Origin of the sequence: Microbacterium saperdae (assembly GCF_006716345.1) — a bacterium.
GTDB lineage: Bacteria > Actinomycetota > Actinomycetes > Actinomycetales > Microbacteriaceae > Microbacterium > Microbacterium saperdae.
Genome location: NZ_VFOX01000001.1, coordinates 2,323,110 through 2,348,171 on the forward strand (window position 1 = coordinate 2,323,110; position 25,062 = coordinate 2,348,171).

23 protein-coding genes are annotated in these 25,062 nt (G+C 68.8%); 10 read left to right on the forward strand and 13 right to left on the reverse strand.

The genetic code is table 11. The features are described from left to right. Positions 1-6 precede the first annotated feature (6 nt). From FB560_RS11110 to FB560_RS11130, 5 genes are all read left to right on the forward strand, one after another. On the forward strand, positions 7-957 hold the full coding sequence (locus FB560_RS11110; RefSeq protein ID WP_141872418.1) for an ABC transporter permease: 951 nt from the start codon (positions 7-9) through the stop codon (positions 955-957). After that, positions 954-1,823: an ABC transporter permease gene (locus tag FB560_RS11115; RefSeq protein WP_141872419.1), complete on the forward strand. Its 870-nt coding sequence runs from the start codon at positions 954-956 to the stop codon at positions 1,821-1,823. Before FB560_RS11110 ends, FB560_RS11115 begins: the two co-directional genes overlap by 4 nt. Then, positions 1,820-2,611: an ATP-binding cassette domain-containing protein gene (locus FB560_RS11120; protein WP_141872420.1), complete on the forward strand. Its 792-nt coding sequence runs from the start codon at positions 1,820-1,822 to the stop codon at positions 2,609-2,611. The genes FB560_RS11115 and FB560_RS11120 overlap by 4 nt, the downstream gene beginning before the upstream one ends. Continuing rightward, entirely contained in the window at positions 2,608-3,399 is a 792-nt protein-coding gene (locus tag FB560_RS11125; protein WP_141872421.1) for an ABC transporter ATP-binding protein, read from the forward strand. The genes FB560_RS11120 and FB560_RS11125 overlap by 4 nt, the downstream gene beginning before the upstream one ends. A gap of 81 nt (positions 3,400-3,480) precedes the next feature. Then, a complete protein-coding gene (locus FB560_RS11130; protein WP_141872422.1) occupies positions 3,481-3,957 on the forward strand; it encodes a hypothetical protein in 477 nt (158 codons plus the stop codon). Here FB560_RS11130 and FB560_RS11135 read toward each other — a convergent pair. Genes FB560_RS11135 through FB560_RS11145 form a run of 3 tightly spaced genes read right to left on the reverse strand, consistent with a single transcriptional unit; the run spans position 3,954 to position 6,094 of the window. Further along, positions 3,954-4,574: a GNAT family N-acetyltransferase gene (locus FB560_RS11135; RefSeq protein WP_141872423.1), complete on the reverse strand. Its 621-nt coding sequence runs from the start codon at positions 4,572-4,574 to the stop codon at positions 3,954-3,956. The two genes, FB560_RS11130 and FB560_RS11135, sit on opposite strands and share 4 nt — an antisense overlap. A 9-nt stretch (positions 4,575-4,583) precedes the next feature. Then, positions 4,584-5,309, reverse strand: coding sequence for a uracil-DNA glycosylase (locus FB560_RS11140; protein WP_141872424.1), 726 nt, complete (start codon positions 5,307-5,309; stop codon positions 4,584-4,586). Positions 5,310-5,311: 2 nt separating this feature from the next. Then, entirely contained in the window at positions 5,312-6,094 is a 783-nt protein-coding gene (locus tag FB560_RS11145) for an SDR family oxidoreductase (protein ID WP_170198106.1), read from the reverse strand. Positions 6,095-6,241: 147 nt separating this feature from the next. Between FB560_RS11145 and FB560_RS11150 the strand changes: the two genes are divergently transcribed. Further along, entirely contained in the window at positions 6,242-7,564 is a 1,323-nt protein-coding gene (locus FB560_RS11150) for a bifunctional o-acetylhomoserine/o-acetylserine sulfhydrylase (protein ID WP_141872425.1), read from the forward strand. A 126-nt stretch (positions 7,565-7,690) separates the two neighbouring features. Beyond that, entirely contained in the window at positions 7,691-8,656 is a 966-nt protein-coding gene (locus FB560_RS11155; protein ID WP_141872426.1) for an endonuclease/exonuclease/phosphatase family protein, read from the forward strand. A 16-nt stretch (positions 8,657-8,672) separates the two neighbouring features. Here FB560_RS11155 and FB560_RS11160 read toward each other — a convergent pair whose 3' ends face one another. Next, a complete protein-coding gene (locus FB560_RS11160) occupies positions 8,673-9,155 on the reverse strand; it encodes a hypothetical protein (protein ID WP_141872427.1) in 483 nt (160 codons plus the stop codon). Positions 9,156-9,322: 167 nt separating this feature from the next. Here FB560_RS11160 and metX point away from each other — a divergent pair, with 167 nt between their 5' ends. Continuing rightward, on the forward strand, positions 9,323-10,531 hold the full coding sequence (gene metX / locus FB560_RS11165; protein WP_141872428.1) for a homoserine O-acetyltransferase MetX: 1,209 nt from the start codon (positions 9,323-9,325) through the stop codon (positions 10,529-10,531). Between the two features lie 16 nt (positions 10,532-10,547). On the opposite strand, the gene FB560_RS11170 is transcribed toward metX, so the two are convergent. From FB560_RS11170 to FB560_RS11195, 6 genes are read right to left on the reverse strand one after another with little or no spacing between them, the layout of a single operon-like run. Next, complete coding sequence (locus tag FB560_RS11170; RefSeq protein WP_141872429.1) at positions 10,548-11,153, reverse strand: NUDIX hydrolase; 606 nt, start codon at positions 11,151-11,153, stop codon at positions 10,548-10,550. Between the two features lie 9 nt (positions 11,154-11,162). After that, positions 11,163-12,392 carry an MFS transporter gene (locus tag FB560_RS11175; RefSeq protein ID WP_141872430.1) on the reverse strand — a complete coding sequence of 410 codons (1,230 nt, stop codon included), beginning with the start codon at positions 12,390-12,392 and terminating at the stop codon, positions 11,163-11,165. 19 nt (positions 12,393-12,411) lie between these two features. Next, positions 12,412-13,641, reverse strand: a complete 1,230-nt coding sequence (locus FB560_RS11180) for a serine/threonine-protein kinase (RefSeq protein WP_141872431.1) — start codon at positions 13,639-13,641, stop codon at positions 12,412-12,414. Then, positions 13,638-13,973 carry a thiamine-binding protein gene (locus FB560_RS11185; RefSeq protein ID WP_141872432.1) on the reverse strand — a complete coding sequence of 112 codons (336 nt, stop codon included), beginning with the start codon at positions 13,971-13,973 and terminating at the stop codon, positions 13,638-13,640. Before FB560_RS11185 ends, FB560_RS11180 begins: the two co-directional genes overlap by 4 nt. A gap of 4 nt (positions 13,974-13,977) precedes the next feature. Beyond that, positions 13,978-15,216, reverse strand: coding sequence for a glycosyltransferase 87 family protein (locus tag FB560_RS11190; RefSeq protein ID WP_141872433.1), 1,239 nt, complete (start codon positions 15,214-15,216; stop codon positions 13,978-13,980). Further along, entirely contained in the window at positions 15,213-16,061 is an 849-nt protein-coding gene (locus FB560_RS11195; protein ID WP_141872434.1) for an NAD(P)H-hydrate dehydratase, read from the reverse strand. Before FB560_RS11195 ends, FB560_RS11190 begins: the two co-directional genes overlap by 4 nt. A 56-nt stretch (positions 16,062-16,117) precedes the next feature. Here FB560_RS11195 and FB560_RS11200 point away from each other — a divergent pair, with 56 nt between their 5' ends. After that, positions 16,118-17,185: an NADH:flavin oxidoreductase/NADH oxidase gene (locus FB560_RS11200; protein WP_141872435.1), complete on the forward strand. Its 1,068-nt coding sequence runs from the start codon at positions 16,118-16,120 to the stop codon at positions 17,183-17,185. 77 nt (positions 17,186-17,262) lie between these two features. Here FB560_RS11200 and FB560_RS11205 read toward each other — a convergent pair whose 3' ends face one another. From FB560_RS11205 to guaB1, 3 genes are all read right to left on the reverse strand, one after another. After that, entirely contained in the window at positions 17,263-18,324 is a 1,062-nt protein-coding gene (locus FB560_RS11205; protein WP_141872436.1) for a hemolysin family protein, read from the reverse strand. After that, a complete protein-coding gene (locus tag FB560_RS11210; RefSeq protein WP_141872437.1) occupies positions 18,321-19,637 on the reverse strand; it encodes a hemolysin family protein in 1,317 nt (438 codons plus the stop codon). The genes FB560_RS11205 and FB560_RS11210 overlap by 4 nt, the downstream gene beginning before the upstream one ends. A 112-nt stretch (positions 19,638-19,749) precedes the next feature. After that, positions 19,750-21,204: a GMP reductase gene (gene guaB1, locus FB560_RS11215; RefSeq protein WP_141872438.1), complete on the reverse strand. Its 1,455-nt coding sequence runs from the start codon at positions 21,202-21,204 to the stop codon at positions 19,750-19,752. A 161-nt stretch (positions 21,205-21,365) separates the two neighbouring features. Between guaB1 and FB560_RS11220 the strand changes: the two genes are divergently transcribed. Next, a complete protein-coding gene (locus FB560_RS11220; RefSeq protein WP_141872439.1) occupies positions 21,366-25,034 on the forward strand; it encodes a multifunctional oxoglutarate decarboxylase/oxoglutarate dehydrogenase thiamine pyrophosphate-binding subunit/dihydrolipoyllysine-residue succinyltransferase subunit in 3,669 nt (1,222 codons plus the stop codon). Positions 25,035-25,062: the final 28 nt, after the last annotated feature.

Consider the following 25,062-nt stretch of genomic DNA (forward strand, 5'->3'; position numbering starts at 1 on the left):
GACTTCGTGATCCGCTACGCGCTCGTTCGAGGAGCCCTGCTCATTGCAGGGCTCCTCGTGTCGAGCGTGCTCATCTTCCTCACCCTCCGGGTCTTCCCCGGCGATGTCGCTCAGCTGATCGCCGGCACGCAGGCCTCCCCCGCCGAGGTGGAGGCGCTGCGCGAGTCCCTGGGGCTCAACCAGCCGCTGCTCGCCCAGTACGCCGACTGGATCGGCGGCATCTTCCGGGGCGACCTCGGAACCTCCCTGCTCTCGGGCGCATCGGTCAGCGAGGAGTTGTTCCTCAAGGCACAGGTCACCGTGCCTCTGGGCATCATGTCGCTGCTCATCGCCGTGCTGATCGCGGTGCCGTTCGGCATCCTCGCTGCGATCCTCCGCGGCCGCCGCGGCGGCACGGCCCTCAGCGTCGGCGCACAGGCGCTCGCCGCCGTCCCTGTGGTCTGGGCCGGCATGATGCTGATCGTCGTGTTCTCCGTCTGGTTGGGCTGGCTCCCTCCGCAGGGCTTCCCGAGGACGGGCTGGTCCACGCCGGGCAAGGCGATCAAATCGCTGCTGCTGCCCGCGCTCACCATCGGGATCGTCGAAGGCGCCATGCTCATGCGCTTCGTGCGCAGCGCCACGCTGCAGGCGGCCGGACAGGATTTCGTCCGCACCGCCGCCGCGAAGGGCCTCACCCGCACCCGCGCGCTCGTCCAGCACGGCATCCCCGCCGTCGGGCTCTCCATCATCACCGTGCTCGGACTCCAGGTCGCCGGGATCATCGTCGGCTCGGTGGTGATCGAGCAGCTGTTCACGCTCCCCGGCATCGGACGCATGCTGGTGGCCGACGTCGGCACGCGCGACCTGATCAAGGTGCAGAGCGAGCTGCTCGTGCTCACCGGCTTCGTGCTCGTGGTGGGCTTCCTCGTGGATCTGCTCCACCGGGCGATCGACCCCCGACAGCGGGAGGCCGCATGACTCCCCTCTGGCTCCGTCGGCTCTGGCAGACCGCCACGGGCCGATTCGGTCTCATCGTCGTCGCCGTGATCGCCGTCACCGCGATCGTGTCGTCGTTCTGGACGCCGTTCGATCCGCAGTCCTCCGACATCGGCGACCGCTGGTTGCCGCCGAGCTGGCCGCATCTGCTCGGCACCGACGACACCGGACGCGACATCCTCAGCCTGATCATGGCGGGCTCCCGCACGGCCGTGTTCGTCAGCGTGGGCGCGGGCATCGTCGCGACCGTGATCGGCATCGCGCTGGCCGCACTCGGCGCCCTCACGACGCGGTGGGTGCGTGAGACGGTCGCGGTCTTCGTCGACATCCTGATCGCATTCCCGGTGCTGCTGATCGCCATGATGATCTCCTCGGTCTGGGGCGGATCGCTGTGGGTCGTCATCTGGGCGGTCGGCATCGGCTTCGGCGTGAACATCGCCCGCGTCACGCGGCCCGAGCTGCGGCGCGTGCAGCAGAGCGATTTCGTGCTCGCGGCGAAGGCGTCCGGGCTCACCCCGGCGCAGAGCCTGGTGCGCCATCTCCTGCCCAACGTGGCTCCGGTGTTCATCGTGCAGCTGTCGTGGTCGATGGCCGTGGCCGTGCTCGCGGAAGCCGGTCTGTCCTACCTCGGCTTCGGGGCGTCCGTGGTCGAGCCGAGTTGGGGAATCCTGCTCGCCGACCTGCAGCGCTACATCGGTGTGCATCCACTCTCGGTCATCTGGCCCGGTCTCACGATCACCTTCACCGTGCTCGCGCTGAACCTGCTCGGCGACGGGCTGCGCGAGGCGACCGACCCGACGCTGCGCCACCGCGCGGCCGAGACCCACATCCCGGCGGTGGTCGCATGACTCTCTCCGTGCAGGACCTGGTCATCGAGATCGACGGACGCCCGGTCGTCGACGGCATCTCCTTCGAGGTACCGGACGGCGCACGCCTCGGGCTCATCGGCGAATCCGGGTCGGGCAAGTCGCTCACGGCACTGGCCGTGCTCGGGCTCCTCCCCGACGGTGCGACCGCGAGCGGCAGCATCCGCTGGAACGGCACCGAGCTGATCGGCATGCCCGACCGCGAACTGGCGCGACTGCGCGGTGACGACATCGGCATCGTGTTCCAGGAGCCCCGGACCGCCCTCAACCCGATCCGCACGGTCGGACGGCAGATCGCGGAGTCCATCCGCATCCACGAGCGGATCGGTCGACGCGAAGCGCGCGAACGGGCGATCGCCGAGGCCGCCCGCGTACGCCTGCCCGACCCTGAATCGATCGTGGATCGCTACCCGCATCAACTCTCCGGAGGCCAGCGGCAGCGCGTGGCGATCGCGATGGCACTCGCCTGCCGTCCGAAGCTGCTGATCGCGGATGAGCCGACCACCGCGCTCGACGTGACCATCCAGGCGGAGATCCTGTCGCTGCTGCTCTCCCTCGTCGAGGAGCAGGGGATGTCGCTGGTGTTCATCACGCACGACCTCGCCGTGCTCGCCCAGGTCGCCACGGAGGGCGTGGTGCTGGAGCACGGGCGAGTGGTCGAGGCGGCATCCGTGCAGCACCTGCTCACGGCTCCGACGTCGCCGATCACGCAGGGACTGCTGCGCGACGCGACGGCGACGCTCTGGCGTCCGGAGGGTGGCGAGCGATGAGCCTGATCGAAGCACGCGGGCTGAGTCGGGACTTCTTCGTGCCGAAGCGGTCGACGTTCGAACGCACCCGCACGCAGACCGCCCTCGCCCCGACGGATCTGGACGTGGTCGAGGGCTCGTCGGTCGGCATCATCGGCGAGTCAGGGTCGGGCAAGTCCACGTTGATCCGTCTGCTCTTGGGCCTCGACCGTCCGACCGCCGGCACCGTGAGCGTCGACGGTCGGACGGTGGATGCCGGCGCGTCCGCGAAGTCGCTGCACTGGCTGCGCCGGGAGACCGGGCTGGTGTTCCAGGACCCCTACGCCTCCCTCGACCCCCGCATGTCGGCAGGCCAGATCGTCGCAGAGCCGCTGTGGGCCCTCGACATCGAGGGCGACCACCGTGCGCGCGTGCGCGAGGTACTGGCGCAGGTGGGACTCGAACCGGAGATGGCGGAGCGCTACCCGCATGAGTTCTCCGGCGGCCAGCGCCAGCGGATCGCACTGGCCCGCGCGATCGTGCATCGCCCGCGCATCCTGGTCGGCGATGAGCCGCTCTCGGCGCTCGACGTGACGGTGCGAGCCCAGATCCTCGAGCTGTTGATCGAACTGCGCCGCACCACCGACCTGACTCTGGTGCTCGTGTCGCACGACATCGGCGTGGTGCAGAACCTCTGCGACACGGTGGTCGTGATGAAGGACGGGGCGATCGTCGAGCGCGGCACGACGCATGACGTGCTGCTGCGCCCCCAGCACGACTACACGAAGGCGCTGCTGTCGGCGATCCCGGTGATCCCCTCGGCGAGCTAGCGGCCGCGCTCTGTGCGACACTGTCAGCGTGCCGTCGGCCCCGGCGGCGTGATCAGTCACGATTCCACAGAGGATTGACGCATGCGCGCGAAAGTCTCGACGGTCCCGTTCGCGCTGGCAGCCGTTGTCTGCATGGGCGTGCTCGCCGGCTGCTCGGCCGACCCGCACGACCGGTCCCGTGCGACGATGCCCCTCGCATCGGCGACGGGCAGCAGTGCGACGCCGACGCCGCTAACGGGTGTGGTGGACGCGGAGCAGGTGACCTATCTGCAGCAGCTGGGCAGCCGCATCATCGCGCCCGGCTCGCAGATCGCGCAGGACGTCGGGCTCACGAACGCGACCAGCTTCTCGATCGATACGGCCACCGGCGCCTTGACCGTGTATCCGGAACGGCTGCCGATCGGAGTGCGGCACCTCGGCGACGGGACGCCGTTCGTGCTCATCGAGGGAGTCAGGGTTCTCCTCGACACGGATGTGCCGCACATCGAGTTCCAGCTGGCGAACAGACAGGGTGACGTGCAGCACGCTGCGCCGAGTTCTGCTCTCTGGGACGGCTAGCGGCCGCGACTCGAGGAGAAGAGTCCCCGCCGCCGTCCGCTCGGACGCAGCGCGCGTCGCATGTAGACCGTGCCGAGTTCACGCCCGAACTTGTAGCCCACACGGCCCATGCGCCCGGCCTCTTCGAAGCCGAGCTTGGCGTGCAGGCGGATCGACGCCTCCGCGCCGCTGTCACTGATGACGGCGACCATCTCGCGGATGCCGATCTGCTCGCACGCATCGATCAACGCCTGCAGCAGTGCCGCTCCGAGCCCCTTGCCTCCTGCGCCGGGCCCGAGGTAGATCGAATCCTCGACCGTGTACCGGTAGGCATTCTTGCCCGCCCAGGGCTGCGCGAGCGCGTAGCCGAGCACCACACCCGCCGGCGAGACCGCGACGAGGAACGGCAGATTCAGCCGCGTCAGCAGCGCGAACTTCTCACGCCAGTACGGGATGCTGCTGCGCCGCTCGTCCAGCGTCACGGCGGAGTTGCTCACGAAGTGGTTGTAGATCTCTCGGACGTGCGGGAGGTCCGTGGCCCTGACCGGGCGGATCGTGTACGAGAAGACCTCGACCGGAGCAGCGGGGCGGAGATGACGCGGCAGGACGCGGCGACGGTCCCCCGGTTCGAACTGCATGCGCCCAGCTTAGGGAACGAGAGGCGATGAGGGAATGTGAGCCTCCCCCTCCACCCTCCAGTCCACCGGCGCCGCGCCCTGCTCCCCGAGCAACGCGTTCGCGCGCGAGAACGGGCGGGAGCCGAAGAAGCCGCGGCGGGCGGACAGCGGCGACGGATGCGCCGAGGCGATCACCGGTGTCTCGCCGAGCAGCGGCTGCAGGTTCGCGGCGTCCTTGCCCCACAGGATCGCCACGAGCGGCTGCTCTCGCGCCACGAGGGCGCGGATCGCGAGCTCGGTCACCTTCTCCCAGCCCCAGCCGCGATGGGAGGCCGCGACGCCGGGCTGCACCGTGAGCACGCGGTTCAGCAGGAGCACGCCCTGGTCGCTCCAGGCGGTGAGGTCGCCGTGCGGCGCGGGCGGGATGCCGAGATCGGTCTCGCGCTCCTTGTAGATGTTGCCGAGGCTGCGCGGCAACGGACGCACGTCGCGGTCGACGGCGAAGGACAGGCCGATCGGATGCCCGGGAGTGGGATACGGGTCCTGACCGGTGATGAGCACCCGCACATCCGCGAGCGGACGTCGGAACGCGCGCAGCACGTGGTCTCCTGCGGGCAGGTACCCGCGACCGGCGTCCTGCTCTGCTCGCAGACGCTCCCCCAGCGCGGTGATATCGTCCTGCACCGGAGCGAGCGCGCGCGCCCACCCGGAGTCGATCTGCCCGTCGTCGGCGAGCTCGGTGAGAGTCCGAGCCATCGTCAGTCGATGGAGCGCACGCGCAGGGGCCCGCGCGCGAGGAGGTGCTGAGCGGACTGCGCGACCGGACGCATCGTGATCAGGTCGAGATTCACATGGCCGGGCGACTCCAGCGCGTAGCGGATGACATCCGCCACGTCGTCGGCCAGAAGCGGAGCCTCGACCCCGGAGTACACGGCCTCCGCGGCCACCGCGTCGCCGCCCAGGCGGTTGAGCGTGAACTCCTCGGTGTGCACCATGCCCGGTGCGACTTCGACGACGCGGATCGGCTCGCCGTTCAGCTCCTGACGGAGCACGCGCACCAGCATCGCCTCCGCGGCCTTCGCGGCGTTGTATCCTGCACCACCGGCGTAGGCGGTCTGCGCGGCGGTCGAGGTGACGAAGAGCGTGTCGGCGTGACCGTCGGCTGCCGCGGCACGACGCAGCGACGGCAGGAGACCGGCGACGAGACGCTGGGTGGCGAGGACGTTGGCATCGAACATCCACTGCCAGTCGTCGATGGAGGCGTCCTCGACACGATCCGTCCCGCGGGCACCGCCGGCGACCTGCACGAGTGCGTGCACGGGGCCGGACTTCTCCAGCTCGGCGATGAGCGCGTCGACGGCTTCCGGGTTGGTCAGGTCGCAGGCGATCGCCGACGCCCCGGTTTCGGCGGCGAGTGCCGACAGACGGTCCTCTCGTCGCGCGACGCCGATGACGTCCCATCCGCTGGAGCGGAGCGCGCGTACCGTCGCCGCACCGATTCCCGAGCTCGCACCTGTCACCACTGCACGTCTGTTGGCCATGCTTCCACCGTACGATGTTCCGCGTCTTTTCGGCGGCTCCCACTGTTACGTCACATTTCCCACTCATTGTTGACAGGCGGGAATATTCCGTACTCTCGCTGAAACGGCATCTGCCATCGACCTTCCACGAGTTCCAGGGGGAACAACATGTCCGCACCCGAGACCTGGCGTTTCGAGACCAAGCAGATCCACTCGGGCGCAGCTCCCGACCCGGTCACGAAGGCTCGCGCCACGCCGATCTACCAGACCACCTCCTACGTCTTCGACAGCGCGGACCACGCGGCGAACCTCTTCGCCCTCGCGGAGTTCGGCAACATCTACACCCGCATCCAGAACCCGACGCAGGATGTGCTGGAGCAGCGTCTCGCCGCTCTGGAGGGGGGCACCGGCGCCCTCGTCCTCGCCAGCGGTCAGGCTGCCTCGACCTTCGCGGTCCTGAACATCGCCGAGGCCGGAGACCACTTCGTCGCGTCCAGCTCGATCTACGGCGGCACCTACAACCTCTTCAAGTACACGCTCGCCAAGCTCGGCATCGAGGTCACGTTCGTCGAGAACCAGGACGACCCCGAGGAATGGCGTCGCGCCGTCCGCCCGAACACCAAGCTGTTCTTCGCGGAGACCATCGGCAACCCGCAGATCAACATCCTCGACATCCGCACGGTCGCCGACGTCGCCCACGAGTCCGGCGTGCCGCTGATCGTCGACAACACGATCGCGACCCCGTACCTGATCCGTCCGTTCGAGTTCGGCGCCGACATCGTCGTGCACTCGGTCACCAAGTTCCTGGGCGGTCACGGCACCACCATCGGCGGCGCCATCATCGACGGCGGCTCCTTCGAGTGGTCGAAGAACGTCGACAGGTTCCCCGGTCTCACGGTTCCGGACCCCTCGTACCACGGTGCCAGCTACACCGCCGCTGTCGGCGACCCGCTCGCGTACATCATCAAGGCGCGCGTGCAGCTGCTGCGCGACCTCGGCTCCGCGATCGCCCCGCAGAGCGCCTGGAACCTCATCCAGGGCATCGAGACGCTGTCGCTGCGCATCGAGCGCCACGTGCAGAACGCGCAGGAGATCGCCGAGTGGCTCGACAACCGTGACGACGTCGCGACCGTCAACTACTCCGGCCTGCCGTCCTCGCCGTGGTATGCCAAGGCGAACGAGTATGCCCCCAAGGGCGTCGGCGCCGTGCTCTCGTTCGAGCTCAAGGGCGGCGTGGAGGCCGGTCGTGAGTTCGTCAACAGCCTGTCTCTGTTCAGCCACCTCGCGAACATCGGCGACGTGCGCTCGCTCGTCATCCACCCGGCGTCGACCACGCACGCGCAGCTGACCCCGGAGCAGCAGCTCACCGCGGGCGTCACCCCCGGTCTCGTGCGCCTCTCGGTGGGTATCGAGAACATCGAAGACCTCAAGGCAGACCTCGACCAGGCCCTCGCCGCGGCTCGCCGCGTCACGGAGGCCGCTCGCGCCTGAGTCTCCTCCTCAGAGAACAGGGATGCCCCGGACCGTCGTGGTCCGGGGCATCCCTGCGTCTGCGTCGACCCCTTCGTGCTGCCCGCTGCGGGCCATTCGGCTGTCGCTCAGCCGATCCCGTCGAGAATGGAAGCCCACCCCGAGGAGAGCACGATCGACACGCACCTGCAGCAGCGGCGCTCCCCGAGGCAGCTGAAGACACGTCGCGCGCGGCAGGTGGCACTCGCCGCCCTGATCCTGCTCCTCGCTACCGTGTGCAGTGGGATTCCCGGGGTGATCGGCACGGCCGGCGCTGCCATCCTCCCCTGGCTCGGCCTCGGTCTGCTCGCGGTGCTTCTCACCGCGGCGCTCCTCGCCCGCCGCGTCATCGTGCTGACGCTCGTCCCGGTCCTCGTCTGGGTCCTGGCGATGGCCCCCTCGCTTCCCGGCCTCCCCGTCGCCGGCACGGAAGGAACCACCCCGATCACGGTGGCGAGCCAGAACGTGCGCGCACAGTCCGGTGGTGCAGCGGCATCCGCTGCTGATCTCGCAGGGAACGGTGCGGACGTGATCGCGCTCACCGAGCTGGATGGCGAGAGTCTCGCCGCTGCCGGCGAGACTCTCGCCGGCGACTACCCGTATTCGTTCGCCGTGGGCACGGTGGCGATCTGGAGCATGTACCCGATCGCCGATGTCGAACCGCTCTTCCTCGGGCTCGGCTGGAAACGCGCGCTGCGCGTCGAGGTGCAGACCCCGACCACGCCGCTCGCCGTCTACGTCCTGCATGCCGCCTCCGTGCGCCCCGGACACCAACAGGATCGCGACACCATGCTGGCCGGACTCGCCGATGCGGTCGCGGCCGACCCCGCCGCGGCCCTGATCGCTGTCGGGGACTTCAATGCGACCTCCGCCGACCCCGCTCTCTCGGCGATCCGTGCGCAGGCCGACTGGGTGCGCCCGACCGACGGGACCCTGGGTTTCACATGGCCGGCGGCATTCCCGCTCGCTCGCATCGACCAGGTCTTCGTGCGCGGGCTCTCGGTGCTGTCCTCGACCACGATCCGCGCCGGAAACAGCGACCATCTGGCCACGGTGACGTCGATCACGCCCTGAGGTGCAGGGCGGTCGTCTACGACGCGATGCGCGGGGCGACCGAGATGCGATAGGCGCCGGGGGCGCCGGCGCTGTCCAGCTCGATCATGAAGCCGGTCTCCGTCGTGGTCGCATCGAACGACACGCTCCCCGGGCAGGTCAGCCGCGTGGTCGCATCCTGCCGATGATCCGTCTGGTCGAATCGGACCTCGATCTCGTCGGGACCGGCGCATTCGACCGTGACGACGTAGGTTCCGGGTGCCGCGCTCCCGTGCGACCATCCGACAGGCCCGACCCCCCTGCCCGTGCCGAAGGAGCCCCACATGGCGCCCACCGCCTCATCGTCGGAGACCGGTGACGCCTCCGCGTCGAAGTAGCCCTCGTACTCGTCTTCGGCGACGGAGACGACGACGTCGCTCGCCTCGCGGGACTCGGGGGCGGCGACGAGCGGCGAGCATCCCGCCACAGCGACGGTCGCCCCGACCACCATTCCCGCCGCCATCGCCCTGGTCCGTCGCATGGCCCGAGCGTAGCGGACACCGCTGCCCTCGTCCCGGGGCGAAACGCCCGGGACCGCCGCTGAACGAGCGACGTTTTCCGCTTCTGACCCGGGCAACACCCGGGCAACACCCGACCCCGCACCGTAACGTTCGACTGTCCGCCGCTCCACCAGGCGAGAATGGAGACATGGACTGGCAGACGACCTCCGAGGACACGGTGCCATCGGCGCCCGTGACGGAGGCCGATGTGCGCCTACTGCGCGCACGCCCTCCCGCCACGGGAGCCTGGCGTGACGGCGACCCGATCGGCGGGCGGCACTTCGCCTCGTTCGGCTCCTTCCGCACCGAGAGCGGCACCGAACTCCCCGGCATCCGTCTCGCCTACGAGACCTGGGGCGAGCTGAACGAGGCGCGCGACAACGCGGTCCTCGTCCTGCACGCCCTCACCGGTGACAGCCATGTGCGCGGCCCCGCCGGCGCCGGGCATCCCACGGCCGGCTGGTGGGAGGACCTCACCGGCCCCGGCGCTCCTCTCGACACCGACCGCTGGTTCCTGATCGCACCCAACATGCTCGGCGGATGCCAGGGCTCCACCGGTCCGGCCAGCGTCGCTCCGAACGGCTATGAGTGGGCGTCGCGGTTCCCCTATCTGACGATCCGCGACCAGGTCGCCGCGCAGGTCCTGCTCGCTGATGCGCTCGGGATCGAGCGCTGGGCTGCGGTGATCGGCGGCTCGATGGGCGGCATGCACGCGCTGGAGTGGGCGGCGACGCATCCGGAGCGCGTCGAGCGTCTCGCCGTGCTCTCCTCTCCCCCGGTGACGACGGCCGACCAGATCGCCCTGAACACCGTGCAGATCGGCACGATCAGCATGGACCCGCGGTTCCAGGGCGGGGAGTACTACGACCTGGGCGACGGTGACGGCCCGCACCGCGGCCTGGCGCTCGCACGGCGTATGGCGCTGCTGAACTACCGGAGCCCGATCGAACTCAACCAGCGCTTCCAACGCTCGTGGCAGTCCGACGTGTCGCCCCTGGGCCACGGCGGGCGATTCGCCGTCGAGTCGTACCTCGACTTCCACGGCAACAAGTTCACGCGACGTTTCGATGCGAACAGCTACATCACGCTCGTCGAGGCGATGAACTCACACGACGTGGGCCGTGACCGCGGCGGCGTCGAAGAGGCCTTGCACGCGGTCACCGCCACCACGCTCGTGCTCGGGATCGACAGCGACCGGCTCTTCCCTGTCGACGGGCAGCATCGCATCGCCCGCAGCATCCCGAACACCCTCGATGGCAACGAGGCCGTGGTGCTCGCGAGCGACTTCGGCCACGACGGATTCCTGATCGAGAGTGAAGCGGTCGGCGCGCATCTGCGGCGCCTGCTCGACAGCTGACCGCAGAGGTCTCTGCTCAGGCGGAGACGAAGGTCCAGGGCAGGTGCGAGGCGTCGAGCCGACCCTGCGCCCATTCGAACGCGCGGCCCGCGTCCTGTACTCGCGTCTGGAACAACTCTGCGGTGCCTGCGGAGGCGAGAGCGGACTCGACGTCGTCGCACGCGACGAGCCGGTGCAGGGTCACCCACGTCGGTGGGAAGAGCACCCACGCGCCGGCCCCGTGGCGCTCGAGGGCGACGGCCGGGCTCACCCACTCGATCTCGCTCACCTCGTCGACGGATGGCGACGGTTGCTGATCCGCCGCCGTCGCGAGGAAGAACCAGGTGCGGATGCGCGTCGGCGCCTCGCGCGGCGGCTGCCACTGCGACAGCACGACGAGCTCGTCGACGTCGAGGCCGACTTCTTCGAAGGTCTCCCGGATACCCGCTCGCCGCGCATCCTCGATCTCGGGCGCTCCGGGGCGCCGGTCGACGTCCTCGACCTTTCCCCCGGGGAAGACCCACGCTCCCGCGAACGATCCCCTGTCGGGACGGCGCATCAGCAGCACCTCGATGCCGGACACCGCCGGACGCAGCAGGATCACGGTTCCGGCGACGGGCAGAGACTCTTCGGGGTCGCTCACCCCGTCACTCTACGACGCGACCAGCACCGGAGCCGCGGGCCGCCGCGCTTCGACACGGTACGACAGCAGCGCGATCAGCAGTCCGGCGAGCGCCAGCGCGGCTCCCGTCCAGGCCGGAGCGGTGTAGCTCCATCCGAGGGCGATGACCACGCCGCCCAGGAACGCCCCGAGGCTGTTGCCGATGTTGAGCGCGGAGTGGTTCATCGCGGCGGCGATCGACTGGTTGTCGCCGGCGACGTCCATGAGTCGCGTCTGGATCGTCGGGCTGAGCACCGAGGAGACGAAACCGACGATCAGCACGATGAGGCTCAGGCTCACGATCCAGAACGACAGCACCGCGAGCAGTGCGAACACCACCGCCATGGCCGCCAGACCGAAGAGGAGCGTGCGGCGCAGGTCGATGTCGGCCAGGTGTCCGCCGACCAGGTTTCCCGCCGTCATCCCGAGGCCCATGAGCACGAGCACGATCGGCACGACCCACTCCGGCGATCCGGCGACTTCGGTCACGAGCGGCGCGATGTAGCTGTAGACCGCGAAGAATCCGCCGAAGCCGATCGCCCCCACACCGAGCGTGAACCACACCTGACGGATGCGGAACACCCCGAGCTCCTGACGCATCGTGCGTCCCGGCTCTCCCGGGTGCTTCGGCACGAAGAACGTGATGCACAGCGTGGCGACGGCGAACACGAATGCGACGACGGCGAAGGCTGCGCGCCAGCCGAACTCCTGGCCGAGATACGTGCCCAACGGCACTCCGACCACGTTCGCGACCGTGAGGCCGGTGAGGATGAAGGCCACGCCCTTGGCGCGGTTGCCCGGACCCATCACATCGGCCGCGACCAGCGCGCCGATGCCGAAGTAGGCGCCGTGGGGCAGGCCGGCGAGGAACCGCGAGATCCCGACGAGCTCGAACGTCGGCAGCACGACCGTGAGCGCGTTGAACACGGTCAGCGCGAGCGCGAGCACGATCATCACGCGGTGCCGCGGATAGCGCGCCACGAACCCGGCGATGGTGGGCGCGCCGATCACGACGCCGAGCGCGTACAACGAGATCAGCCAGCCGGCCTGGCTCAGCGCGTCTTCCTGGCTGGTCGCCGAGAGAGCGGGAAGCAGGTCGGATGCGATGTTGGGCAGGAGGCCCATGATCACGAACTCGGTCATGCCGATTCCGAAGCTGCCTATGGCGAGAGAGAGGAGCGCCCTCTTCGCCGCACCCCTCGATTCAGTCGAGGGATTCACCTGACCATGCTACCGGTCGTCAGCCCGCCTCGATCGCCGGCGGCCGGAACCCTTCCAGCAGGCCCGGATGGAGATCGTTCCACAGTCCGAAGACTCGGGGCCAATCGATGAGTCGTCCCCGGGAGTGCTCCGACAGGGCCATCATCGCCGTGGCCGCTCGGCCTCCGAAACCGGGAATCTGCGGATCCACCTTCTCTTCGATCGCGATCTGCATCAGATCGCTGTACCCGCGCGCGTCGAATGTGGAGTGGGCGTCGTCATCGATCCCCGCCGAGCTCTCCGAGTAGCCGAGGACGAGATTCAGGACGAACGTCAGGCGGAGCAGGTCGCTGCTCAACTCATATGGATCAACAGCGTGGTGCGAGTCCTTCACGAAGTAGGGCTCGAATCTCCCGGAATCTCCTGACGGCTCCTGCTCGATGCGCAGCAGCTCCATGAAGGTCGCATCCGAATCCTCGAGCATCGGCTTCAGGAAGCGTCGCGCGGCGCTGATGAGGAAGGAGTTCTCCCTGATCTTTCCGACTTCCGATGAGGTTCCTGCAGCCTGGCTGGACCCCAGATCGATCACCTTGATGCGATGCGGATTCAGCTGTCCGGCGCCCGTATCCGGGAAGTACGGCCGCACACTCCAGCGCTCGGCGAGAGGGATCTCCCCCTCGATCAGAAGGTTGCCGTTGTTCAGATCTCCATGGATGACGCCGTTGCTGTGCAGTGTGATCACGGAGATGAGGTAGCCCGACAACGCGTTCAAGTGCTCCTGCAACATCGTCGTCCGGATCAGCCGCCGCGTCTCCGCCCCGCTGATGCGCTCTGCACCCGCGTAACTCTTCAGTGCGCGCCGCCACTGCTCACTCGCTCCGAACCACTGTCCCAGTGTCTCGATCGAGGCCACGCTCTCCATCACCGAGAAGGAGATCGGCCGGGGGTAGGCGAAGGTTCCCGCGTCATGGACGAGCGCCACCACGTCTCGAAGGTCGGCATTGGCGTTCTTGGAGGCCTCGAGCCAGGCCTTCTGTGTCACCGAGTCATCCCCGGGGATGTAGAGCTTGACGACCTGGGTGGTGGAGAGGGCGCGGTGCGTCGCCCGAAACACCACCCCGTTCGCTCCCGCTCCCAGTGGAGCATCGTCGAGGATGAGCCTAGGCAGAACCGGGCGTCGGTCTTCGTCGAGTACAGGTTCGCCCGCGTAGTAGAGTTGCCCGTCCGAAGTCGTGAACCTGCCGACGGCGCCGTCTCCCGGAGCGGTCAATTCGACGTCTCCGTCCCCTCGATCGCCGCCTCGAGGCGCTCGATCTTCGCATCCAGCTCTCCCGAGTATCCGGGACGGATGTCGGCCTTCAGGACCAACGACACCCGCGACCCGAACGGCATCACAGCCTCGGTCGCGCGCTTGACGACGTCCATCACGGTGTCCCAGTCGGGACCCTCGATCTCGGTGAACATGCTCGTGGTGCGATGAGCCAGACCGGACTCGCGCACGACCTTGACGGCGGCGGCGACCGCATCGTGCACGGAGTCGCTCGTACGTTCCTGTCCTTCGGCGGGGGTTCCGCTGGGGGCGACGGAGAAGGCGATCAGCATGGTTTCACTCCTGGTGGTTGGGTGTACGGACGGCGGGCACCCGCACCAGAGCGCGGATGCCGACGATGAGGAGAACGATGAGCAGTACGTTGCGCAGCGTCAGGACGAGTACGGGAAGCAGCTGCGCCGCGAGCAGTGCGTCATAGCTCAGCGGGTACACGAGGCAGGTGAGAGCGCAGAGCACGAGCACCAGCACAGCGGGCACGCGAGCCCTGGCGGAATCCAGCACCAGCCAGATCACCACGGGCGCGATCAGCCAGGTCTGGAACTGCGGGGAACCGACCTTGTTCGTGACGATCAGCACGGCGACGAGCGACAGCGTCAGCGGCGGGAACAGCCTGTGGAAGGAGGCGCCGCGCAGCGTCTTCACGACCCCGAGCGCTGTGACCGCGAGCACCGCGACCACCATCAGCGGAGTGAGCAGCGCCTGCACGGCATCCACGCCGTCAGCGGAGATCTGGAAGGTGAGGATCTCGAAGCTGTACTCGATGCGCGCGGCGCCCGCGACGGCGAGCCAGAGGAACGGAGTCGCCGCGACCGCCTCGATCTGCAGTCCCCGACCGGTCTGCTCGGTGAGGAAGCCGAGCACCTCGTCGTCGGCACCCAGCAGCACGAGCAGCACCATGACGCCGGCTGTCACCGCGGCGGCGGCGATCAGCACCCGCAGCCGCGCCCGCACCGCCACGACCGCGGCGATGACCAGCGCCCCGGGCCAGATCTTGATCCATGCCCCGATCGTGAGCAGCGCGGCGGCGAGCGCCGGTCTCGTCGACAGCCAGAGTCCCCCGACGACCGCGATCGGTACCGTGATCGCGTCGATCCGGTACAGCGCGATCGGGCCGAGAAGCAGCAGCGCGGCGCACCAGAACCAGGCGGCCGTGATGCGGGGACGCGAAGGAGAACGGCCGAGCAGCACCGCGAACGCGAGCGCATCGAGCGCCGTCACCAGAACCGCCCAGGCGATCAGGTAGGCCCCGGACGCCCCGAGCAGGGGCACGAGCGGCATCGACAGAGCCTTCGCGAGCAGCATCGGCACGAGCGCGAGTTGCGGGTACACCCAGGTCTCGGTGACCCCCACGATCGCGCCGCCGCCCAACGCCGACGAAGCCCAGGGCTCGTAGACCAGCACCACATCACCCATGGGCTGGCTGGGGTAGATCCACCCCACCCAGGCGGTGAGCAGATGCACGGCGAGGAAGACGATCCACAGCGCCGCGAGACGTGCGGTGTTCAGACGGGTCATGCGAGCAGGTCCGCGATCGCCCGCGGCAGTGCCTCTGCGATATCCAGGGCGACGATCGGATGCCCGGGGCCACGGTGCTCAGCGGCACCCGCAGCGTCAGCGGCCAGGCGACCGGCGTATCCGTGCAGCCAGGCCGCCGCAGCGGCTGCTTCAGCGAGCGGCGCGTCGAGGTTGGCGGCCAGCAGCGCCCCCAGCACACCACCGAGCACGTCGCCACTGCCGGCGGTCGCCAGCCATCCGATGCCGGCGGAGACCTCGATCACGCCCCCACGAGTATCGGCGACCAGGGTGCGCGCGCCCTTGAGGAGCACGACTCCGCCCAGCGTCGCCGCGACCTCGGCCGCGGCCTCCGGGCGCTGTGTGTCATCCGACGGCGCGAGCTGCAGCTCCGCACGCAGGCGTGCGAACTCCCCCGCGTGGGGCGTCACCAGGAATGGCGCCGTGCTCCCGGCGGCGAGGTCGAGCGCTCCGGCATCCACCACGACGCGCGCAGACCCGGTCAGGATCTGCCGGAGCGCCGCGGTCTCGTCGTCGCTGCGTGTCTGGGCGTCGGTGCCCGACCCGATCACCCAGGCGTCGATCCGTGTGCGCCCGGTGTCGGCGGCGACGACCGTCTCCGGTCGCCGGGCGATCACGGCATCCGCTGCACGCCCCTCGCCCACGAAACGGACGAATCCCGCTCCCGCACGCCAGGCCGCCTCGGTTCCCAGCACGGCTGCTCCCGGGTACATGGAAGAGCCCGTGCGCAAGGCCACCACGCCGCGCGAGTACTTGTCATCGTCGGGCGACGGCACCCGGAGGAACCGGGCGGTATCGCTGCGGGACCACTCGCGCACCTCGACCATGACTCCACGTTAGCCGGACGGCCCTCGTGATACTCACCGCGGAGTACCGTCGAACGGTGAGCATCCTCTTCTCCCCGCTGAGCATCCGATCCGTCACCTTCCGCAACCGCCTCTGGGTGTCACCCATGTGCATGTACAGCGCCGTGGACGGCGTCGTGCAGGAATGGCATCACACCCACCTCGCGCAGTTCGCCTCCGGCGGCGCCGGGCTGATCATCGCCGAAGCCACGGCCGTCGTTCCGGAAGGACGGATCTCCCCGCGCGACGTGGGTCTGTGGAACGACGAGCAGCGCGATGCCTGGGTTCCGATCATCCGTGCGATCCATGACCGCGGCGCCGTCGCGGGTGTGCAGCTCGCACACGCCGGGCGCAAGGCGTCGACGTGGTGGCCCTGGGCGGAGGCCTCAGGATCCGTGCCCGCCGCCGAAGGCGGATGGACGACGACGGGCCCCTCCGATATCGCGTACGAAGGCTTCACCGCTCCGGTCGCACTCGACGCCGACGGCATCGAGCGGGTCGTCGATGCCTTCGCCGCCGCTGCTCGCCGCGCCCTCGACGCCGGATTCGACGTGCTCGAGCTGCACGGCGCGCACGGCTACCTCCTGCACCAGTTCCTCTCGCCGCTGTCGAACACCCGCCGCGACGAGTACGGCGGATCTCTCGAGAACCGCGCCCGCTTACTCCTGCGTGTCGTGGACGCGGTGCGTGCGGCAGCCGGCGACGGCGTACCGCTGTTCGTGCGCATCTCCGCCACCGACCACGCCGACGGCGGGTTCACGCCGGAGGAAGCGGCCCGCGTCGGCGCCTGGGCGGAGGAGCACGGTGCGGACCTGATCGACGTCTCCAGCGGCGGCCTGGTCGCGCACCAGCAGATCAGCGTGTTCCCGGGCTACCAGGTGCCGCTCGCCGAGACCGTGCGTCAGGGCGGCAGGATTCCGGTGTCGGCCGTCGGACTGATCACGGCCGCGGCGCAGGCCGAGCAGGTCTTGACCGAAGGGGCGGCAGACGCGATCTTCGCGGGCCGGGAGTGGCTGCGCGACCCGCACTTCGCTCTCCGCGCCGCGCACGAGCTCGGTGCCGAGGTCGCCTGGCCCCCGCAGTACGAGCGCGCGCACTGGCGCTGAGCCGTACGCCGCGTACGCGACAGGCCGCCGACTCCTCACGGAGCCGGCGGCCTGTCGCTGTGAGGCCTGAGCGGGGATCAGTGTCCGCGCACGCGACGAGTCGCGTCCTGCACCTCTCCGACGAGCTCTTCCAGGATGTCCTCGAGGAACAGCACCGCCGTCGTCTGACCCGCGGCGTCGCGCACCTTGGCCAGGTGGCGTCCGGCCCGGCGCATGACGGCGAGCGCGTCCTCCAGGTCCGTGTCCTCCTGCACCGGCACCATATGGTGGATGCGCTTGGCGGGAATCGGCTCGATCATCTTGGTCTCGGCATCCGGCCCCTCAGAGGCGCGCAGGATGTCCTTCAGGTGCACATAGCCGATCGGCACGGCATCACCGTCGACGATCACGTAGCGGGAGAATCCGTACCGCGCGACCGCCTTCTCGATGTCGTCCGGCGTGGTCGACTGCGGCAGCGTCACGAGATCGCTCAGCGGCACCGCGACGTCACGCGCCTTCTTGTCGGTGAACTCGACCGCCGCCGCCACCGTTCCCGCGGTGTCCATCAGCACACCCTCACGGCGGGACTGGTTGACGATGGTCGCGACCTCGTCGAGCGTGAATGTCGATGCTGCTTCGTTCTTCGGCTCCACCCGGAAGAGTCGCAGCACGCCGTTCGCGGCCGCGTTGAGCGCCCAGATCACCGGCATGAAGACCTTCGACACCCAGACGAGCGGCGTCGCGAGGATGAGCACGGCCCGGTCGGGAACCGAGAACGCGAGGTTCTTCGGCACCATCTCGCCGAACACTACGTGCAGGAATGACACGATCAGCAGCGCGATCACGAACGACACCGCATCCACCGCGCCGTCCGGCCAGCCGAACGCGTGCAGCGGCACGGCGAGCAGGTGGTGGATCGCGGGTTCGGAGACGTTCAGGATCAGCAGCGAGCAGATCGTGATGCCCAGCTGCGAGGTCGCGAGCATGAGCGTCGCGTGCTCCATCGCATACAAGGCGGTCTTCGCCGCACGCGAACCCTGCTCGGCACGCGGTTCGATCTGCGAACGCCGTGCGGAGATCACCGCGAACTCGGCGCCGACGAAGAAGGCGTTGGCCACGAGCAGCACGACCAACCAGGCGAGTCCTCCCCAGTCGCTCATCGGGGGGCCACCTCTCCTGGCTGATTCGGACTCGGAACGTAGCGGATGCGGTCGACACGCCGACCGTCCATGCGGACCACCTGCAGCACACCGCTGTCGACGGAGACCTCGTCTCCGACCGTGGGCACCCGCTCCAGCACGCTCATGACGTAGCCGCCGACGGTGTCGTACACCTCGCCCTCCGGCACTTCGACTCCCGCGCGCTGGCGCAGCTCGTCCGGGCGCAGCTCGCCGGGGAACGTGACACCGTCCCGGCCACGGATCACTCCGGCGCGAGTGCGGTCGTGCTCGTCGGCGACCTCACCCACGAGCTCTTCGACCAGATCCTCCAGCGTGACGAGCCCGGCGGTTCCGCCGTACTCGTCGACGACGACGGCCAGCTGATAGCCACGCGCCCGGAGTTCGGAGATGAGGGCGTCGACGTGCACGGTCTCCGGCACGCGCAGCGGCTCCGTCGACAGGGCTCCCACCGGGACCTCGGTACGACGATCGCGGGGCACCGAGATGGCGGCCTTGAGATGCACGACACCGGTGATGTCGTCGAGGTCGTCGTCGTACACGGGGAAGCGGCTGTGGCCTGTACGTCGGGCGAGCTGGACGACGTCGTCTGCGGAGTCCCCCGCCGCGATCGCGTGCATGCTCGGGCGGGCGGTCATGACGTCGGCCGCGGTGAGGCGGGCGAAGGTCAGCGTGCGGTCGAGCAGCGTGGCCGTGTCGGCCTCGAGCAGTCCGGCATTCGCCGAGCGGCGCACCAGGGAGGAGAGCTCCTCGGCGCTGCGCGCGCCGGACAGCTCCTCCTTCGGCTCGATGCCCATGCTCCGCAGCACGCCGTTGGCGCTCCCGTTGAGCACGACCACGGCCGGCTTGAAGACGGTGGTGAACGCGATCTGGAACGGGATGACGAGCTTCGCGGTGGCCAGAGGCAGTGCGAGGGCGAAGTTCTTCGGGACGAGTTCACCGAGAATCATCGACAGCACGGTCGCGACCAGCATCGCCACGATCGTCGCGATGGGCGAGACGGCCGCCTCCGGAAGGTTCCAGGCGATCAGTGTCGGCCGCAACAGGTTCGAGAGCGCCGGCTCCATCGTGTAACCCGTCAGCAGTGTGGTCAGCGTGATGCCGAGCTGCGCCGACGACAGGTGCGTCGAGGTGTGCTTGAGTGCGCTGATGGTGAGCGCGAGTCGGGATTCTCCGCGCGACTGCCGCGCCTCGAGTTCCGCGCGGTCGAGATTGACCAGTGCGAACTCGCTCGCGACGAAGAGGCCGGTGCCGACCGTGAGCAGGAGCCCCACGCCCAACATGATGTAGTCCATCAGTGGTTCCTCTCCGATGAGAGAGGCGGACAGTGGGGCGAAGTACTGCAACTGGGAGGGTCGTCCATGGTGACCACGATTCTACCGAAATCCTCTGAGAGTGCGACGCGGCTCACCAGCTGACCGGCAGGGCCTTCCCCTCCTCGTATCCGGCCGCCGACTGCAGGCCGACCAGCGCGCGATCGTGGAACTCCGGGACGGACGCGGCCCCCGCGTAGGTGAAGGACGACCGCACGCCCGAGGTGATCATGTCGAGCAGATCCTCCACCCCGGGACGCAGCGGATCGAGGTAGATCTTCGACGACGAGATGCCCTCGGCGAACAGCTCCTTGCGCGCCCGCTCGTACGCGTCGAGGCGTTCGAACCGGGCCTGGACGGCCTTGGTCGACGCCATGCCCCAGGATTCCTTGAAGATGCGCCCGTCGCTGTCCCGCTGGAGCGCACCCGGCGCCTCGATCGTGCCGGCGAACCACGACCCGATCATGACGGATGCCGCGCCGGCGGCGAGCGCGAGGGCGACGTCGCGCGGATACCGCACTCCCCCGTCCGCCCAGACGTGGGCGCCGAGCTCCCGCGCCGCCTGCGCGGTCTCGAGGACAGCGGAGAACTGGGGTCGACCGACAGCCGTCATCATGCGGGTGGTGCACATCGCGCCCGGTCCGACGCCGACCTTGAGGATCGTCGCGCCGGCGTCCACGAGGTCGTTCACGCCGTCGGCGGTGACGATGTTGCCCGCAACGATGGGGATGTCGAGGCCGATTTCGGCGACGGCGCGGAGTGCGCGCAGCATCCCCTCCTGATGTCCGTGCGCGGTGTCGACGACCAGCACGTCGACACCGGCCGCGGCGAGCGCCCTGGCCTTGGCGGCGACGTCGCCGTTGATGCCCACGGCCGCAGCGACGGCGAGACGTCCATCACTGTCAAGCGCCGGCCCGTACAGCGTCGACCGCAGCGCGCTGCGGGCGCTCAGCGTGCCGACCAGGTGGCCGTGGTGGACGACGGTCACCATCTCGACCCCGGCGTCGGTGATCACGTCGAACGCGTGACGCTCGGAGCCGATGTCCTCCGCGTCCAGCGACGGTGTGCCGACACGGACCAGATCGCCCAGCTGTGCGTCGGGCAGAGCCGTGGCCAGTCGGGTCGCGGGAAGGATGCCGAGGATCTGATCTACCTCGATCTCTCCCCTGCCGTGTGCCACGACGATGCCATGACCGGCGGTCGCCGGCAGCAGGCGAAGGGCTTCGGCGACTGGAGCATCAGGTGGGAGCACGAGGGGCGTGTCCCACAGCACGGGCTGAGCCTTCACATCGCGGATCGCGCGATCGAGATCCTGCAACGGCATGTCCTGCGGCAGCACCCCGATGCCGCCGCGACGGGCGAGCACCGCGGCCAATCGCGGACCGGTCACGGAGTTCATGTTCGACGCCACCAGCGGCAGCGTCGCCGGCGTGCCGTCCTGCGGGGCGAGATCCACCTGGAGACGGCTGGTGACCGCGGATCTGCGCGGCACCAGGAACACATCTGAATAGGTCAGATCGACGGTCGGCTGCTCACCAGAGAACTCCATGTCTCCACGCTACTCAGATCATGGGGATCTGGGCGCATGGGTTCGACGATTCCCCGGGCGAAACACGTTAGGCTTGTTGGTCGAGAGTGTGCGAGCCCGAGCGCATCTTTGCGCGGCGTGCCAACACAGTGAGATTCAGCGATGAAAGAGGGCGATCGAGCGTGTCGAACCAGGTGACCGGCGTCGGGGGCGACGGGGGGTTCGGAGCCAATTCCTGGCTCGTCGAAGAGCTCTACGAGCAGTTCAAGGTGAACCGCGACTCCGTGGACAAGGAGTGGTGGCCGATCCTCGAGAAGTACCACTCCGACACCACCGGTGGCGCAGCTCCCGCAGAGGCCTCTGCACAGCCCGCCCACCCGGTCACAGCCCCCATCCCCGTGATCGGATCCCAGCCGGTCGCACGCACGACCACCAAGCCGGCCGCTGCCGCCCCCATCCCCGCGCAGGCGCCCAAGCCCGCAGCGAAGGAAGCCGCGGAGTCCGCAGAGGAAGACAAGGTCACCCCGCTTCGGGGTCTCCCCAAGACCCTCGCTGCGAACATGGACGAGTCGCTGACCGTTCCGACCGCGACCAGCGTGCGAACGATCCCGGCGAAGCTGATGATCGACAACCGCATCGTGATCAACAACCACATGGCGCGCACGCGCGGCGGCAAGGTCAGCTTCACGCACCTCATCGGCTGGGCGCTCATCCGCACGCTCGACGAGTTCCGCAGCCAGAACGTGTTCTACGCCGAGATCGACGGCAAGGCATCCGTCGTCGCACCGGCCCACGTGAACCTCGGCATCGCGATCGACCTGCCCAAGCCCGACGGCACACGCGCGCTCATGGTGCCCAGCATCAAGCGCGCCGACACCCTGAGCTTCACCGAGTACCTCGTCGCATACGAGGACCTCGTCACCCGCGCACGCAACAACAAGCTGACGGCCGCCGACTTCCAGGGCACCACGGTGTCGCTGACGAACCCCGGTGGCATCGGCACGGTGCACTCGGTCCCCCGTCTAATGAAGGGGCAGGGCTGCATCATCGGCGCCGGTGCACTCGAGTACCCGGCCGAGTTCCAGGGCGCGAGCGACAAGACGCTGAACGAGCTGGCGATCGGGAAGACGATCACGCTCACCAGCACCTACGACCACCGTGTGATCCAGGGTGCGGGTTCCGGTGAGTTCCTCAAGAAGGTGCACGAGCTGCTCATCGGGCAGCGCGGCTTCTACGACGACATCTTCGCCGCGCTGCGCATCCCGTACGCGCCGATCCGCTGGAACCCCGACATCGCCGTCGACCTCGCCGAGCGCGTCGACAAGCAGTCCCGCGTGCAGGAGCTGATCAACTCCTTCCGTGTGCGCGGTCACCTGATGGCCGACATCGATCCGCTCGAGTACGTCCAGCGCTCGCACCCCGACCTCGAGATCGAGAGCCACGGACTGACGTTCTGGGACCTCGACCGCGAGTTCGTGACCGGCGGATTCGGCGGACGCCGCATCGCCAAGCTGCGCGACATCCTCGGCGTGCTGCGTGACTCCTACTGCCGCACCCTCGGCATCGAGTACATGCACATCCAGGATCCGGAACAGCGCCGTTGGTTCCAGGAGAAGGTCGAGCTCAAGTACCAGAAGCCGGGCCACGACGAGCAGCTGCGCGTGCTGCGCAAGCTGAACGAGGCCGAGGCGTTCGAGACGTTCCTGCAGACGAAGTTCGTCGGTCAGAAGCGCTTCTCACTGGAGGGCGGCGAGTCGCTCGTCCCGCTGCTCGACGAGATCCTTCAGGGTGCGGCGAACGCGGGCCTCGAGGGCGCCGCGATCGGCATGGCCCACCGCGGTCGCCTGAACGTGCTCACCAACATCGCCGGCAAGACCTACGGCCAGGTGTTCCAGGAGTTCGAGGGCACCCAGACGCCGGGCAATCAGCGCGGTTCGGGTGACGTGAAGTACCACCTCGGCACCGAGGGCACGTTCATCGCGGAAGACGGAGCGGAGCTTCCGGTCTACCTGGCCGCCAACCCCTCGCACCTGGAGACGGTCGACGGCGTGCTCGAGGGCATCGTCCGTGCCAAGCAGGACCGCAAGCCGATCGGCACCTTCGCCTGGCTGCCGATCCTCGTGCACGGCGACGCGGCCTTCGCCGGTCAGGGCGTCGTGGTCGAGACGCTGCAGATGTCGCAGCTGCGCGGCTACCGCACCGGTGGCACGATCCACGTGGTCGTGAACAACCAGGTCGGATTCACCACCACTCCGAACGACGGCCGCACCTCCGTGTACGCCACCGACGTCGCCAAGACCATCCAGGCCCCGGTCTTCCATGTGAACGGTGACGACCCCGAGGCCGTCATCCATGTCGCGCAGCTCGCGTTCGAGTACCGCGAGCGGTTCCACCGCGACGTCGTGATCGACCTCGTCTGCTACCGCCGCCGCGGACACAACGAGGGAGACGACCCCTCGATGACGCAGCCGCTGATGACGGACCTGATCCAGGCCAAGCGCTCCGTCCGCCGTCTCTACACCGAGTCCCTCGTCGGCCGCGGTGACATCACCGAGCAGGAGTACGACGAGGCGAAGGCCGACTTCCAGAACCGTCTGGAGATCGCGTTCGCCGAGACGCACGCGGCCGAGACCGGCGCGCTGCCGATCGCCCCCGATGTGGCGCCCGTCGACGACCAGGTCGGAGCACCCGAGGTGACCGGTGTGCCGAGCGAGGTCATCCAGCTCATCGGCGACGCCTTCGTGAACAAGCCCGAGGGCTTCACGGTGCACCCGAAGATCCAGCAGCTGCTCGAGAAGCGCCTCGACATGAGCCGCAACGGCAACATCGACTGGGGCTTCGGCGAGCTGCTCGCGTTCGGATCGCTGCTGGTCGAGGGGACGCCGGTGCGTTTCGCGGGCCAGGACGCCCGACGAGGCACCTTCGTGCAGCGCCACGCCACCCTGCACGACCGGGCGAACGGTCAGGAATGGCTCCCGCTGTCGAACCTGTCCGATGCGCAGGGCCGCTTCTTCATCTACGACTCGCTGCTCAGCGAGTACGCGGCACTGGGCTTCGAGTACGGCTACTCGGTCGAAGCGCCCGAGGCCCTGGTGCTGTGGGAGGCGCAGTTCGGCGACTTCGTCAACGGTGCGCAGTCGGTGATCGACGAGTACATCTCCGCCGCCGAGCAGAAGTGGGGCCAGCAGTCCAGCGTGACACTGCTGCTCCCCCACGGCTACGAAGGCCAGGGACCGGATCACTCCTCTGCACGTATCGAGCGCTTCCTGCAGCTGTGCGCACAGGAGAACATGATCGTCTCGCGTCCCTCGACGCCGGCGTCGTACTTCCATCTGCTCCGTCGCCAGGCCTATGCCCGTCCGCGCAAGCCGTTGATCGTGTTCACGCCGAAGGCGATGCTGCGACTGCGCGGTGCGACGAGCCCCGTCGAGGCGTTCACCCAGGGCCGCTTCGAACCGGTGATCGACGACGACCGCGGCCTCGACCGCACCGCCGTCAAGCGGGTACTCGTGCACTCGGGCAAGGTCCACTGGGATCTGCGCGCCGAGCTCGACAAGAAGCCGAACCCCGAGGTCGCCCTCGTCCGGCTGGAGCAGCTGTACCCGACTCCGATCGACGAGCTCAAGGCGATCACGGACTCCTACCCGAACGCCGAGCTGGTGTGGGTCCAGGAGGAGCCGGAGAACCAGGGCGCCTGGCCGTTCCTGGCGCTGGCCTTCGCCGACGTCCCCGGAGACCGCTCGTTCCGCCCGGTCGCGCGCACGGCGTCGGCCTCGCCGGCGACCGGCTCCTCGAAGGTGCATGCCGCCGAGCAGGCCACCCTGCTGCGTGAGGCGCTCACGATCGACTGATCCGTCAACATGATGAAGGCGCCGTGAC